Origin of the sequence: Pontibacter deserti (assembly GCF_023630255.1) — a bacterium.
In the GTDB taxonomy this organism is placed as follows: Bacteria; Bacteroidota; Bacteroidia; order Cytophagales; family Hymenobacteraceae; genus Pontibacter; species Pontibacter deserti.
On sequence record NZ_JALPRS010000001.1, the window covers coordinates 188,996 to 203,171 of the forward strand.

Annotated in this window: 13 protein-coding genes; 9 read left to right on the forward strand and 4 right to left on the reverse strand. The window is 43.7% G+C overall.

Features of this window, described 5'->3' with window-relative positions; translation table 11 throughout:
- The first annotated feature begins 81 nt into the window (after positions 1-81).
- Positions 82-759 (forward strand): hypothetical protein, encoded by a 678-nt coding sequence (locus MJ612_RS00800; protein ID WP_187028537.1) that lies wholly within the window; start codon positions 82-84, stop codon positions 757-759.
- A 413-nt stretch (positions 760-1,172) separates the two neighbouring features.
- Positions 1,173-2,054 carry an EF-hand domain-containing protein gene (locus MJ612_RS00805; protein WP_187028539.1) on the forward strand — a complete coding sequence of 294 codons (882 nt, stop codon included), beginning with the start codon at positions 1,173-1,175 and terminating at the stop codon, positions 2,052-2,054.
- A gap of 50 nt (positions 2,055-2,104) precedes the next feature.
- Here MJ612_RS00805 and MJ612_RS00810 read toward each other — a convergent pair whose 3' ends face one another.
- Positions 2,105-2,890, reverse strand: a complete 786-nt coding sequence (locus tag MJ612_RS00810) for a phenylalanine 4-monooxygenase (RefSeq protein ID WP_255487926.1) — start codon at positions 2,888-2,890, stop codon at positions 2,105-2,107.
- A 457-nt stretch (positions 2,891-3,347) separates the two neighbouring features.
- Between MJ612_RS00810 and MJ612_RS00815 the strand changes: the two genes are divergently transcribed.
- Positions 3,348-4,358, forward strand: a complete 1,011-nt coding sequence (locus MJ612_RS00815) for a sulfatase-like hydrolase/transferase (RefSeq protein WP_187028541.1) — start codon at positions 3,348-3,350, stop codon at positions 4,356-4,358.
- 75 nt (positions 4,359-4,433) lie between these two features.
- Positions 4,434-5,549: a hypothetical protein gene (locus MJ612_RS00820; RefSeq protein WP_250419002.1), complete on the forward strand. Its 1,116-nt coding sequence runs from the start codon at positions 4,434-4,436 to the stop codon at positions 5,547-5,549.
- A 60-nt stretch (positions 5,550-5,609) separates the two neighbouring features.
- Here MJ612_RS00820 and MJ612_RS00825 read toward each other — a convergent pair whose 3' ends face one another.
- The 3 genes from MJ612_RS00825 to MJ612_RS00835 all read right to left on the reverse strand — a co-directional run bounded on the left by MJ612_RS00825 (position 5,610) and on the right by MJ612_RS00835 (position 8,568).
- Positions 5,610-7,484 (reverse strand): ABC-F family ATP-binding cassette domain-containing protein, encoded by a 1,875-nt coding sequence (locus MJ612_RS00825; protein ID WP_187028543.1) that lies wholly within the window; start codon positions 7,482-7,484, stop codon positions 5,610-5,612.
- 93 nt (positions 7,485-7,577) lie between these two features.
- Positions 7,578-7,973 carry an SPW repeat protein gene (locus MJ612_RS00830; protein WP_187028545.1) on the reverse strand — a complete coding sequence of 132 codons (396 nt, stop codon included), beginning with the start codon at positions 7,971-7,973 and terminating at the stop codon, positions 7,578-7,580.
- A gap of 91 nt (positions 7,974-8,064) precedes the next feature.
- Positions 8,065-8,568: an RDD family protein gene (locus MJ612_RS00835; protein WP_250419003.1), complete on the reverse strand. Its 504-nt coding sequence runs from the start codon at positions 8,566-8,568 to the stop codon at positions 8,065-8,067.
- A gap of 343 nt (positions 8,569-8,911) precedes the next feature.
- On the opposite strand from MJ612_RS00835, the gene murI reads away from it, so the two are divergent.
- The 5 genes from murI to MJ612_RS00860 all read left to right on the forward strand — a co-directional run bounded on the left by murI (position 8,912) and on the right by MJ612_RS00860 (position 14,137).
- The gene (murI, locus tag MJ612_RS00840) at positions 8,912-9,727 is read left to right on the forward strand and encodes a glutamate racemase (protein ID WP_187028547.1); all 816 of its coding nucleotides are present in this window, start codon (positions 8,912-8,914) and stop codon (positions 9,725-9,727) included.
- Positions 9,728-10,412: 685 nt separating this feature from the next.
- Entirely contained in the window at positions 10,413-10,967 is a 555-nt protein-coding gene (locus MJ612_RS00845; protein WP_187028549.1) for a hypothetical protein, read from the forward strand.
- Positions 10,968-10,991: 24 nt separating this feature from the next.
- On the forward strand, positions 10,992-12,173 hold the full coding sequence (locus tag MJ612_RS00850) for a glutathionylspermidine synthase family protein (protein WP_187028551.1): 1,182 nt from the start codon (positions 10,992-10,994) through the stop codon (positions 12,171-12,173).
- 22 nt (positions 12,174-12,195) lie between these two features.
- Complete coding sequence (gene map, locus MJ612_RS00855) at positions 12,196-12,954, forward strand: type I methionyl aminopeptidase (protein ID WP_187028553.1); 759 nt, start codon at positions 12,196-12,198, stop codon at positions 12,952-12,954.
- 79 nt (positions 12,955-13,033) lie between these two features.
- Entirely contained in the window at positions 13,034-14,137 is a 1,104-nt protein-coding gene (locus MJ612_RS00860) for a complex I subunit 1/NuoH family protein (protein ID WP_187028555.1), read from the forward strand.
- Positions 14,138-14,176 lie beyond the last annotated feature (39 nt).

A 14,176-nucleotide genomic window follows, 5' to 3' on the forward strand; every position in this document is an offset into this window, starting at 1 on the left:
TAAAACTGCTGAGAAGGTTATATTTTATAACTCTTTAGCTGCTTATCCTGTAAAAACAATACAAAAAAGAGTAAACCAGTTATGGCAGTCAAAGAAGACAGATTAAGTGATATAATCAATGGCCTTCATCAGAAGTCAGTTACCAAACAAGCTATATACCGCAATACTAAAGCTACGTTTGAGCGGATGAAGGAAATTGCTCAGGATATAGTTAAAAAGCTTACGGAACGGGTAACAAAACAGGACGCAGATGTGATCATCGAGTATAAAAACATCAGTGAATTTGAATTTCATGTTAAGTTCTCTGGCGATCTGCTCATGTTTATCATGCATTCCAACATTATTACTTTTCCGGACGATTGCGAGCTGATGCGAAACGATTACATAGAGGAGGACTTTCGGCGCAGGTTTTTCGGTCATATTATGGCTTACAACTTTATGGCCGATACTATAAAATATAACCGTTTAGATGATCCCGGTTACCTGGTAGGGCGCATGCTTATAAACATAGACAGGCACTTTGTAATTGAAGGAGTGAAACAAATGGATCTGCCGTATGACCGTATTTCGCAGAACGTGATTAACAATAAAACACTGCGGCTTATAATTGAAAGTGCTATGGTAGCTGCTGTTAATAACGACCTGATGGGGCAGGATGTAAGCGAAATCGAACGCATTACCCTGAAACAGAAACACGAGAACATGATTACACTGCCTCGTAAAGTAGGTTTCCATGTGAGTCAGGATCTGACACACTAAGTATAAATACATATTAGTAAAGCTTCTGACTGTTTACAAATTTGTGCTTGGCACTATGAATTAGGGCAGTTAGCAGACCTGCTAAAGGGATATTAAAAGTATTTACAGACTTTTAATATCCCTTTACTTTGTTACGGAAATACCTATACTAAATTTGCCGGGTACCTTATAACTCATACTATTCCTGTGTCGTTTTATATCACTGATTTACAGTTGTTTGTGTAGTTTCTTATCGCTTCTCTGATTTTGAGTTACGTTCAAAATTCCTACTCTTTCCTCTAAAAGAGTACCTGCCTTGTGTCTGATATCTACTAATGGTAAAGTATAAGCTGTTGCACAAAGATTAGAGGTTGCATTAACATGTAAAACAGATCGATGTGTTAATCAGGATTATGCTTCTAAGCATTAACACTATGAAAAAAAATTATTGGCTTTTGCTATGTATTTTATTGTTCGCCTTTACAAGTTGTGATAAGGATGATGACACCAATAGTGCAGTACCAACACCTACTCCAACTCCAACACCAACACCAACACCAACTTCTGATGCTGATCCTCCACAGATAACGATTTTTTCTCCTTATCAAAATGATTCTTACTTAGCGATTGCTGTAGTGGGGATATATGCTGAGATCACAGATGATGTGAGTTTAGACAAAGTTGAATTGTTTTTAGTAAATCCTTCAGGTGAACGCAAGCAGTTAAGTATTGAGAATGCCGGTACACAGGAAACCAATAAGAAAAAAACTATCAACCAGATTTTGATACCCAGCAATACTATTTCTGGTGATCACGGGATTTTAATAGAAGCAAAAGATAGGTCGGGGAAAGCTGTAAGTAAGTCAGTTAGTATAAGGGTAATTGCTGAAGATCTTGCAGACCTGGATTTCAAGACAGCTTTTATATCGACAGGCTGGTTCGAACGGATGGGTTGTTGTAATAGAAGTTGGGATGTTGAAATGTTTAACAAAGCCTTTTATTCTATTATTAACAGGTCGCCGTGGGATTATTCAGTAGATACGACTTATGTTAATGAGTTCGGGTTAGATTTTGGTGGGCATAGCCAACTTTGGTTTAAATGGGACACAAATAAAAATGAATATTTAGAGAATAGTGAACTAGAAAACGGACTAGATGATTTGAGGTTCTTTAAAAATTGGGATAAGAACCAGGATAATTTGATCTCAGAAGATGAGTTGGCAGACGGAATTGCTATACTTTGGGATGTAAACAAAGATAATAAAGTAACTCCGGATGAATTTGAAAGAAAGCTATTAAAGTACTTTTTAAGTTAATTTAAAACAGGAAAGCCCCGGCTATACTTTAAAGCCGGGGCTTTCCTGTTTTAAACGGCTACCTGAGGCTCCAAACTGTCTTTATATTCAGAAAGCGCTTTATCCAGAACCGGTAGTGAATCCAGTAACTCCTGAAAGCTGGAAATACAAAAATACTGGCTTTGGAAAGTCTCTTTAATGTAAGAAGTATTAAGTATCTGCTCTACATCAAACTTATACTTTAGGCTCTCATTAGAAACTGCCAGGTTACTTTCCCCGACCGACGACAGGATACCAGCCCCATAGATTCTTGGTTCACCATTAAGTGTAAACAGCCCGAATTCAATTGTATACCAGTAAATACGAGTCAGCAGGTCGATGATGTCTGGCCTGTTGATGTATTGTAAGGCAAGCTGCGAGAGATCGGCCAGGAACTGGCAGTAAACAGGTATAGTTAGCAGGGGTACATGGCCAAACACATCATGAAACATATCCGGCTCTTCCAGGTACTCCAGTTGGTCCATAGTTCTTATCCAGACTGTCGCCGGAAACTTCCGATCTGCAATCAATTGAAAGAATAAAGTGTCGTCTACAATGCCGGGCGCAGGCACTACTTCAAAACCGGTAAGGGGTTTCAGACGCTGGTTCACTTCCTCAAAATCCGGAATACGACCCCGATTGAAGCCTACTTTTTCCAGTCCTTCAAAAAACTCTGGTATGGCTTTACCTTGTAAATTCTGGTACTGGCGTTCGAAAAGTATGGCCCAAACGTTATGATTCTCTTGTGTGTAGCTGCTGTAGTTTTGTGTAATGTTCATCAGTTTATAATTTATAGTTACAGATAGGTATAAATGCAAAAAAGCAGGGCTTTCGCTCTGCTTTCAGTATCACTTCATACAAGCCTTTACAGGCTGTGCTGATGCTTAAATATCAGTGTGATTGCCAAAGAGAGCGTAGCACGTGCTGCGATAATAATAGCTATAGTAGCTATAAATGCTCTGGCAATAAGAATAGATGGCATGCAACAGCTCCTGACCAACAGGTGTTGGCAGTGTAAGGGAGATCGCTATGGGAGCTTGTTGGTACATGCGTTGATTTATAGGCTAATATTGGCAAAGTTTATCGAGGAAAGCAAGCCTGAAGCGATAACATATTAAAATAAAAAGTATAGCCGCAGCAATAAGTCATAAACATATTTAATTGAAAGTTTTTGGTACGAAGTATTTGATTGATTTGTATGAGGCTGTAAATCAGTAGGTAAGCATTGTTCGGTATTTTTGGGTTTTCGTATAGTAAAGTATAAGTGCAGTTATCATGAAAGCTATACCTGGTGCTCAAACAATAGGCCTACCTTTTCTTTCACGGCGACCATTATTTGCTGTTATCATTGCCAGTTTATTATTGCTTCAGGGGTGTGCTGCAACTTCCGGCGCCAGCGAAAAGGGATTACGCACCAAAAATGTAATTATTGTGGTAATTGACGGGGTACGCGCTTCTGAGGCTTGGGACTCTGTGCCTGGCGCTATTCCGAATATGTCTTCTAAACTAAAAGGAAGAGGCGTTTTCTTTACTGACTTTCAGAATGATGCTTATACTTATACCAACTCCGGGCATGCGGCGATAACTACCGGGGTAAACCAGCCAATTGATAACTACGGAGCAGAGCTACCGGCCCATCCATCCATCTTCCAGCAATGGTTAAAACAAACCGGTAAGCCAGCTACAACTGCCTGGATAATCAGCAGCAAGGATAAACTAAATATTTTGGCGAACACAAAGGACTCTGTCTGGCAGAATACTTATATGCCTTCGCTTAACTGTGGTGTAAACGGGCCAGGCACCGGTTACCGTGCCGATTCGCTAACCCTGATAGAGGTAAAACGGGTATTGACCACAGATAAACCCAATCTGATGCTCATTAATTTTATGGAGCCCGACGGGTATGCGCACGCTGCTAACTGGAACCACTACATCAGGGGCATTTCCCGCAACGACAGGTATGTAAAACAACTGTACGATTTCCTGCGAAAAGATAAAAACTATAGAAAAACAACAACTCTCCTGATTACTACCGACCATGGCCGGCACCTGCAAGGCATAGATGGCGGCTGGATAGACCATGGGGATAACTGTGCAGGTTGCCAGAAGATATTTTTACTGGCGCTCGGTCCTGATTTTAAAGCAGGGACAGTGGCAACCAAGTATACATTAGTTGATATTCCGGCGACAGTGGCAAAAATGATGGGTATTACATTAGAGCAATCGCAGGGGCAGGTAATGAAAGAGTTGTTTACAACTAAAAAGCTTCGGGCCATGGGGCTTTGATTTAACGATAGCTGCCTTTGCCAGTTATACCTGTAAGTTTGGGCAGTAGGTGTTTACTAAAGTATAGCAGGTGAAATGCACCACTTCTGGCTTTATACTACAGCATTATTCCTAGCCTTTAGCCCAGCATTACCTGAGCAAGTATTGGCATCAGAAACTATACTTGTCGCCAATCATTCCTCCAATACACTTCACGCCCAGCAAAACGAAAACCCGCTTTATACTAGCGAAGAACTACTGGAGTTTAAACTCTCGATGGATTACAAGGAGCTGCTGCAAGACCGGGGCGATGACCGGAAATATCATCCTGCTATTTTATCTTATACCGAAGCGGACGAGCTTGTTACCGTAATGAACCTGAAAGTAATGGTGCGCGGTAACCGACGACGTGATGAGAGCGTGTGTGCATTTCCGCCCCTGCTGCTCAACTTTGTTCGTAAAACTTCTCAGCACACCATTTTTAATAAAGTAAATAAGGTAAAGCTGGTTACGCATTGCATTAACGAGGATTATGTGATCCGGGAGTTTCTGGTTTATAAGCTTTACAATGTGCTCACCAGCAATAGTTTCAGAATTAGGTTGTGCAGGGTTACGTATGAGGACCTGAACAGCAAAAGAAAAACGGAGCAGAAGTATGCTTTTATGCTGGAAGACGACGATGAAATGGCAAAACGCAACAACGGCAGGATAGTGCCCAATAAACTGATGCTGAAAATGCAGGAAATGAACGAGCAGGAAATGGCTACCCTGGCTTTTTTTCAGTACATGATCGGCAACACCGACTGGTCTGTACCTTACCGCCATAACATCGATCTTGTGTCCTTAGATTCTATGGAAGCGCCTATTCCGGTGCCGTTTGATTTTGATTATGCGGGCATCGTAGATGCGCCGTATGCTTTTCCTCCTCCCGAACTTAGTATTTTATCTGTAAGGCAGCGGTTATTTAGGGGATATACATACTCACCAAACACAATCCGGAAAACCATAAACACCTTTAACGCACTCCGGACTGCTTTGTATGGCGTGTATACGCAGTGCGATCTGTTAGAAAGCAGCTATCGTAAACGAACCCTGAAATACCTGGATGATTTTTATGATACGATAAACGACCCTAAAGATTTTGAGAAGAAGATTTTAAAAGTAGCCAGGAAGAATGAGGAGAACTATGTAACAGTAAAAGGACTGAAATAGGAGTATATAAAGGTATATAAAGTATAAAGGCAGCCCTGGTCGCTGCCTTTATACTTTATGTTATACAATCTCTGCCAGTTCCAGCCAGCGGAATTCTTTTTCTTCGAGTTGCTCATTTATTTTTTCGAGCTCAGTTGCCCAGGTGTTTAACTGCGCGTGGTCAGTGGTGGTGCCAGCATTCATCAAGTCAATGATCTCGCTTTTGCGGGCCTCAAGGTTTGCAATATCCTTTTCCAGTTGCTCATATTCTTTTTTCTCCTGGTAGGTTGCCTTGCGTTTGCCGGTTGGTGGCTCAGGTTTCTTTTCAGGGGCAGGTGCTGTTACCTGTTTTACTTCAGGCTCCAGCTTTTCCTGCTCTTTCAGCCACTCGCGGTAGTCGGTGTAGTTACCTGGGAAGTTGCGGATCTTGCCATTGCCTTCAAATACGAACAGATGATCAACCAGCCTGTCCATAAAGTAACGGTCGTGGCTTACCATCAGCAGGCAACCGCCAAAGTTCAGCAGGAAATCTTCCAGTATGTTTAGTGTGATAATGTCCAGGTCGTTGGTAGGCTCATCCAGTATCAGGAAGTTCGGATTTTTGATTAGCACACGTAGCAACTGTAAACGGCGCTTTTCACCACCGCTCAGCTTGTTCACCATAGTATACTGCTGCGCCGGCGCGAACTGGAAATGTTGCAGGAACTGAGATGCGGTTATCACTTCGCCGTTTGCCATTTCAACTACTTCGGCAATCTCTTTGGCAATGTCGATAACCCGCTGGCCCTCTTTAAACGTGAGTTCTTCTTGGGTATAGTAGCCAAAGACAGTTGTCTGTCCGGCATCTATCGTTCCGGAGTCAGGTTGTAGTTTACCGGTCAGCATGTTCAGGAACGTGGATTTACCGGCTCCATTCGGTCCAACTATACCTATGCGGTCCTTCTTTTTGAACACATAACTGAAATCATCTACAATCTTTTTGTTGCCAAACGATTTAGAAATATGATCTACTTCGATGATCTTACCACCCTGGCGCGTAGTTTTTACCAATAGCTCCAATTGAGGTCCGGCTACTTTCTTGGCGGCCTTTTCCTTAAGTTCTTCAAAAGCGTCTACTCTATACTTGGCCTTTGTACCGCGTGCTTTAGGTTGGCGACGAATCCAGTCGAGTTCTTTGCGCATCAGGTTGCGGGCCTTCTCGGTTTCGGCGGCTGCCATCTCTTCCCGGGATGCTTTTTTCTCAACAAAATAGCTATAGTTGCCTTTGTAAGTATAAAGCTGTCCGCCATCCAGTTCCGCAATTTCGTTAGCCACTTTGTCCAGGAAGTAGCGGTCGTGGGTTACCATCAGCAGGGTCGTGTTCTGGGTAGACAGCAGGTTCTCAAGCCATTCTATCGTGTCCAGGTCCAGGTGGTTGGTGGGCTCATCCAGAATCAGCATACTTGGTTCTTCGATCAATACGCGGGCCATAGCCACACGTTTGCGCTGCCCACCTGATAAATGACTGATCTTATCTTCAAGGTTATGGATACCCAACTTAGAGAGAATCTGCTTTACCTTCAGTTCAAAATCCCAGGCTTGCAGTTCATCCATGCGTTCCATTATGCGCTGCATTTTGTCGGAACTGGTATTTGGGTTTTCTATGGCAACTTCATATTCCCGGATCACATCCAATACTTCGCCCTGCCCCGAAAATATAGTTTGCTGCACCGTCAGGTTCTCATCAAACTCAGGGTTCTGGCCCAAGAAGCCAACCGTAATTTCTTTGCGGATGCTTACGCTACCCTCATCAGGTGGAATTTTGCCTGCCAGTACGTTAAGTAAAGTTGTTTTGCCGGAGCCATTTACGCCTACCAGTGCCACACGCTGCCCCTGACTGATGCCAAAGTTCAGGTTTTTAAACAGCCAGCGCTCGCCGTAACTTTTTGATATATTTTCTGCAGATAGGTAATTCATAAAGCAAATTTAGGCATTTCTGCCGGAAGGGGTTAAAATAAAACAGGCCAACCTATAAGGCTGGCCTGTTTTGTCAACTAATGTAGTCTTTTATTACATGTGTCTGTTATGCTCCGGGCTGGTATGTGCTCTTCTGTAGCTTGTGCTTGGTACACGGTGTGTAGTAAGCGAAGCAAGTATAGAAAATACTCCCAGAATCAAATGTGGCGAATAAATTCGGTCGGCGAAACCAAACAGCCATGGAGAAAGGGCTAGTAAAACACCTAGTCCGAAGTCTACCATTAAATGGCTTTGCATAGGTATACGTCTGATTAAACCTACTTCAAAGTCAGTCATTACTGTTTGTGCCAATACCAGAATACCTGCAATTACCATTGTCCAGGTAGCTGCATCGTTATCAGAAAAATCAAGCACCCAAGGGGCGATGATCATAAAAATACCAACTATATAGTCCAATATTCCGTGGAAACGGGTTGGGATAAATCTCATAATAATCCTCCTTTCTTAATGATACTCAGGTATTGGTATACGGATAAGAAAAAAGGAAGGGTCAAAATTTTGTACAATTAATTTAGCGGCGCTAGTCAGCCACTACCACTGTGCGTGCAAAATAATCATGGAACATCTGGCTGCGGCGGGTGGTAAGTATAAGCAGAAAACCCAGCCCTACAGGCAACAGCGACAATATTTTGCTGAAGTAGCGTAAGTTAGCCTGCCAGAAGTTGATCTGCTTACCACGTAGGTCAGATACCTTTAACCCTAATGTAAATTTACCTATAGTTGCCTGCTTTAAAGAAGACTCCAGAACAGTATAGTATAGCCAATGCACAGCTGCAAAGTAGGGGTTAAAGAAAAGTACTTTACCAATCAGGAGAAGGTCGGCTAAGCTTATACCATTATGCTGTAAGGTTTTGTCCCAGGAGCTAATGTGCTCTGAATTGCTGCCTGCAGAGTAATATAAAATAGTATAGAAAAAAACGAGTAGGGTGGTATCTACCAGGAAAGCCACAAATCGGTTTGTAAGGCTGCCATAAAGTGAAGAACGCTTTACAGTTGGTGCTGGCAGTGTAAGAGCTGTTTGCATAAGGGGTCTTTTTCTATCTATTTAGATATAAGGTTGAAAATAGTATAGTTCTGACTGCAGTGCACATCGTAATAAATGTGCAGTAGATTCACCTTTGGCAGGCTGGTAGCAAGGCTAAAGCTACCAGTTGTAGATTCAAATTCTTATTAAATATAAGTTATAGTTTAAAGCTAACAAAATATTTAATTAAAATTATAATGTTAGATATAATATTGTAATATATCAGTTGCAAATGTAACTCAGTTTAGTTGTATATAATTCCAACTAACTGTTTTTTCATGTGAACAGACATATTTTAAAGGTGAAAGTATTGTAACGCAGTTTTTAAGTAACTTCGCATACGATGGAAAAGGAAAAAAGACACTGGCCAATCGGTATTTTTGATAGCGGAATTGGAGGACTTACTGTAGCTCAGGCGATTACAAATTTACTTCCGGACGAGCGAATTATTTATTTTGGTGATACTGCCCATTTGCCTTATGGTGATAAGTCTACTGCTGCCATTCAGGCTTACTCCATTAAAATATGCGATCTGCTTCTGAAGCAACAGTGCAAAGTAATTTTGATTGCCTGTAACTCCGCATCTGCTGCTGCATATGAACTGGTGAAAGAATATGTGGGAAGCAAAGCACGTGTTTTAAATGTAATCGACCCTATTGTAGCTTACATTGGTAAAACCTATCCTCATAAAACTATTGGCCTTATCGGGACCAAGCAAACAGTAAACTCTAATGTATACCGCAAAAAAGTGGATGCGCTGGGTTTAGGTATAGAACTTAAATCGCATGCTACGCCACTGTTGGCTGCCATGATTGAGGAGGGCTTTTTCAACGATACCATTTCTGAGAGTGTGATTCATACATACCTGTCCGATCCCGATCTGCAGGGTATTGAGGCGCTTATACTTGGCTGTACGCATTATCCGCTGATTAAAAAGCAAATCGAGAATTATTACCAGGGCACTGTAGATGTGCTGGATGCCAGTATGATTGTAGCACAACAGGTGAAAGATTACCTGGAACAAAATGGGTTAGCATCTGATAAGCTTACGGGGGATCATCATTTTTATGTGTCAGATTTCACCCGATCCTTCGAAGAAAGTACCCGAATTTTCTTTCAGCGCCAGGTGCATTTAGAGCATTATCCGTTGTGGGAGTAGTTAGGAGTTAGAAAGTTAAAGAGTTAAAAAGTTAGAAAGTTATTTTTCGCAATTTCAATCGGTAACGGAGAAATCTTATTTGTCTTACAGCCAGAACTAAGCTATACTTCCATAGTCACTTCCATTCCTGAGAGCTTTACTTACCTACAGTTGTCATGGTTAGCTTTGGTGCGCCCACGGCCGCGAGGCCCTGTCTTCGGGCATCGCGCGGTGCAAATCTCTTTTGCTCGTGCCTCGCAATGCCTAATGGCACCAGATATTTACAAGGCGCTCAGCCCAAAGACTGTGATCTTTCTCATAGCCACTGCTGAACTATAGTTTGAAAGTATAAGCTTCGAGATTGATCGTGGTAGTAGTTTCGTAGGGACAGGTCAAGACCTGTCCGCTCGTGGTCTGTAGTATAGAACTATAGCTAACCTATAGCCAAAGGCCAAACTGTCCCCTTGAGGGGACTATAGGGGTGTAAATACATTGGCTAAAGAACTGTAGCCGGAAGGATAGCCCTTGCATATAAGCTCCCCGCCTTAGACAAGGAGGGGCTAGGGGTGGTTGGACCGACTGTAACTATGGAAGTTACCTTCAACTACAACACCAACTCAAAACTCAGCACTCACGACTCAGGACTCAAAAAATTGCCAATTTTCCCCTAAAACCCGTACCTTTAACTATACTTGCTTTAGAACTCATGAAAAAACGATACCTGCGCATTGGTGATCTCAAGCGCAATGCATTTATAGTTGCCGCTGCTGCCTGTATGGGCCTTGCCAGTTGCGGAAATAACAACAATAACAACGACTGGAATGCTGGTGAAGAAGTAGCTGTGCCGGATGGCATCATTACCGAACTAACCGAAGAAGCTCCTGACCAGTGGAAAATAACCGACGAGCGTACTACTGCACCAGGTGCAAGTATGGCTATTTTAAAGTATAACGATGGACGTGTGGATACCCTGAAAGGATTAGAACTGGAGAACCGCATGAAAGAACTGGCAGCCAATCAGAATACCTACCAGCAGGGTGGCTTTGGTTTAGGAAGCGTACTTTGGTGGAGCGGAATGGGCTATATGGCTGGCCGTATGATGTCTCCGAACCCTGCTTATTATGCTAATCCAAGCCACATTCGTCGTACAGACAGCTGGAGACAAAATGTGCAGACATACCGCCAACGGGCCACAGCGCCAAGCTCAGGCAGAAGCGGTTTTTTCAGAGGTCGCAGCAGTGGCGGCGGCTTTGGCGGTTAAGTTATACTTCACAATTAATATTTCATGCTGAATAATAAAGTGAGTATTCGCCTGCAACCACATACAGGCGATGTGGAAACGGCTGTGCGTGGGCTTGGCTGGGATTGGTGTGTAGAAGATGGCTGCGCAAACTATGTGCCCGGTGAGGCCGTGGTAGTAACCGAGAAAGAAGCCGATGCACTTCTGGAAGCCGCCAATACATTGTATGACATGATGGTGCAGTCGGTGCCCAACGATGTGCCCGATGCTTTCCTGAAGGTGCTCGGCATACCTGAAAACCTTTGGAAACTGGTGCGCCAGTCCTGGAACGACGACCGCCACTGGCACCTGTACGGTCGTTTTGACCTGGCGCAAACCCCCGAAGGTCCAAAGTTGCTGGAATTTAACGCCGATACAGCTACCTCCATACCTGAAACAGCGGTGGTGCAATGGGCAAGTCTGGCTGCAGCCGGCAAGCATTCTGCCAACCAATATTCCGGACTGTACGAAGCGCTGGTAGAACAATTCAGGACGTGGCGCATGATGAACAATGATCTGGCTCCGGCTTTACTCTTAACTTACATTGGCAGCAGTGCCGAAGACGAGACTAACTGTGCTGTGCTGGCACAAGCCGCTCAGGAGGCAGGTTTTGATACCCATCTTTGCCCAATCGAGGATGTGAATATAACTACAGAAGGCGCTGAAAAAGGTGTTTGGGCGCAGGTAGGAGCAGAGCAATGGCGTCAATTTCCGTTCCTGTTCAAGCTTTTGCCCTGGGAGCAGATTGCCTGGGAAGAACCGCAGCTTTGCGATAGCCTGACCCAACTTGTGCGCAGCCGGAATGTAATTATTGCCAATCCGGCTTATACTTTACTTTTCCAAAGCAAAGGAATGCTGGCCTGGCTTTGGAAAGCTTACCCGTACCACCCGCTGCTCCTAGAAGCTGACTTGGAGCCTTTAAGCGGCAAATATATCCGCAAACCATACTTCGGTAGGGAAGGGCAAAGTATAGAAGTAGTAGATAAAGTGCGTGTAACAAAACTGGAAGGCGAGTACGACCAGCAACAGCAGGTATACCAGCGCTGGTGCGACCTCCCCGAAGATAACAAGGGCTATAGCTACCAGGCAGGTGTTTTCTGGGCAGCCGAAGGCTGTGCTATAGGCTTCCGTCGCGAGAAAGGAATTATTACCAACTTGTCGCAGTTTGTGCCGCATTTGGTGGAGTAACCAAAATTAGAAGAAGTATAAAATGTCTATAGAATCAGAAGCAGATTTAATTGGGATTACAAAGGTTAGCGAAGTTGTGGCTATTACGCTGAAGCAAATGCGGGAGTATGCAAAACCGGGTATGACAACTAAAGAACTAGATGATTTTGGGTATGAGATATTACGGTCTTATGGCGCAAAGTCAGCACCAAAGGTTACCTATAACTTCCCTGGTTATACGTGCATAAGCGTGAATAACGAAGCCGCCCATGGCATTCCTTCTACTAAAACTGTGCTGCTGGAAGGGGATTTGGTAAATATTGATGTTTCAGCGGAATTAGGCGGTTACTTTGCAGATAATGGTGGTTCTTTTGTGGTAGGCAAAGATATAAATGGTCTTAATAAGCTTGTTAATACTTCGACAAGTGCTTTATACAAGGCGCTGAAAGAGATAAAAAGCGGAGTAAGAATATCAGATATAGGCAGAATAATTGAGACAGAAGCGAAAAAGAATGGCTATAAAGTAATCCGGAATCTGGTAGGCCATGGAGTGGGAAAGAGCCTACACGAAGCACCACATGAAATCCCCTGCTTTTACGACAAGTTTAATACACAGCGATTTAAGAAAAACAGTGTTGTAGCTGTAGAAACATTTATCTCTACCAAAGGGAGCTATACCCGCGACAAGGGCGATGGCTGGACACTCTTGGCAGAGAAAGGTGGTTATGTAGCTCAACACGAGCATACCATACTCATTACAGACAGCGAGCCTATTATACTTACCAAGGCTAATGGTATTTAATGAATCCTACCTATTCATTGATCCCCGCAAATTTCCAAATTAAAACTTACCTTTGCCCGGTAATAAACTATAACCGCCTATGCTTGCTTTTGTGCTTACCCTTGTGCTGTTGCTTTCGATAGTGATCGTGCTGGCGTATGCAGAGCGGAAGGTGGCGGCTTTTATGCAGGACAGGCTTGGCCCAACCGAAGCTGGTCCGTATGGTTCGCTGCAATCGGTGTTGGATGTGTTGAAGCTGTTGCAGAAAGAGGATATTGTACCTGCCGCTGCCGATAAAAAGCTTTTCAAATTAGCTCCCATCTTAATTTTTGCCGCTGTTTTTGCTGGTTTCGCCGTTATCCCATTCACCCCTGAACTTGTGCCTGCGGGTATTGGCATTGGTGTGTTTTACCTGTTGGCAATTATCTCATTGGATGTAGTTGGTCTGCTGATGGCGGGCTGGGGCTCGAATAACAAGTATGCCATGCTGGGAGCTATGCGCTCGGTAGCACAGATCGTGTCGTATGAAATTCCGGCTGGCTTGGCTATACTTTCAGCTGTAATGGTTTGCCAGTCCCTGGATTTCCAGGAAATAAGTTACCAGCAGGGCGCTTTGATGAACCAGTTCCCGGGGCTGGAGTATGAAATGAACTGGCTGTTCGGCATCGAAGCTCTGGGCATCAACACCACAACTATAGGCGGCATCACTACCTGGAATATTTTCAGGGCTCCTATACTTTTAATTTCCTTCATTATATACTTTATCGCCTCGCTGGCCGAGAGTAACCGCGCACCTTTCGATATTCCGGAAGCGGAGTCGGAACTAGTGGCAGGTTTCCACGTGGAGTATTCAGGTTTTAGGTTTGCTGTGTTGTTTCTGGCAGAGTATAGCATGATGGTGCTGGTAAGTCTGGTGGCGGTTATACTTTTCCTGGGCAGCTGGAACACGCCTTTACCGAACATTGGCCCTATTAGCCTGGCCTACTGGACCACCGGCACCGTAGGAAGTATATCAGGTATACTTTGGGGTGGCTTCTGGCTGCTGAGCAAAACCTTTGTGCTGCTGTTCCTGCAACTGCAGATACGCTGGACGTACCCACGCCTGCGCGTAGACCAGCTGATGCACCTATGCTGGAAAGTACTTACCCCAATTGCGTTAGTTGTAGTTTTAATAGCAGGCATCTGGCGATTGTTAATGATCTAACTAAAATGTCATTTTGAGTGAAGCGAGAAATCTATTTAA

Bases quoted from the DNA above. Each gene is read 5' to 3' on its own strand.
- MJ612_RS00800 (WP_187028537.1), top strand. From the start codon at position 82: ATGGCAGTCAAAGAAGACAGATTAAGTGATATAATCAATGGCCTTCAT.
- MJ612_RS00805 (WP_187028539.1), top strand. From the start codon at position 1,173: ATGAAAAAAAATTATTGGCTTTTGCTATGTATTTTATTGTTCGCCTTT.
- MJ612_RS00815 (WP_187028541.1), top strand. From the start codon at position 3,348: ATGAAAGCTATACCTGGTGCTCAAACAATAGGCCTACCTTTTCTTTCA.
- MJ612_RS00820 (WP_250419002.1), top strand. From the start codon at position 4,434: ATGCACCACTTCTGGCTTTATACTACAGCATTATTCCTAGCCTTTAGC.
- MJ612_RS00825 (WP_187028543.1), bottom strand. From the start codon at position 7,484: ATGAATTACCTATCTGCAGAAAATATATCAAAAAGTTACGGCGAGCGC.
- MJ612_RS00830 (WP_187028545.1), bottom strand. From the start codon at position 7,973: ATGAGATTTATCCCAACCCGTTTCCACGGAATATTGGACTATATAGTT.
- MJ612_RS00835 (WP_250419003.1), bottom strand. From the start codon at position 8,568: ATGCAAACAGCTCTTACACTGCCAGCACCAACTGTAAAGCGTTCTTCA.
- murI (WP_187028547.1), top strand. From the start codon at position 8,912: ATGGAAAAGGAAAAAAGACACTGGCCAATCGGTATTTTTGATAGCGGA.
- MJ612_RS00845 (WP_187028549.1), top strand. From the start codon at position 10,413: ATGAAAAAACGATACCTGCGCATTGGTGATCTCAAGCGCAATGCATTT.
- MJ612_RS00850 (WP_187028551.1), top strand. From the start codon at position 10,992: ATGCTGAATAATAAAGTGAGTATTCGCCTGCAACCACATACAGGCGAT.
- map (WP_187028553.1), top strand. From the start codon at position 12,196: ATGTCTATAGAATCAGAAGCAGATTTAATTGGGATTACAAAGGTTAGC.
- MJ612_RS00860 (WP_187028555.1), top strand. From the start codon at position 13,034: ATGCTTGCTTTTGTGCTTACCCTTGTGCTGTTGCTTTCGATAGTGATC.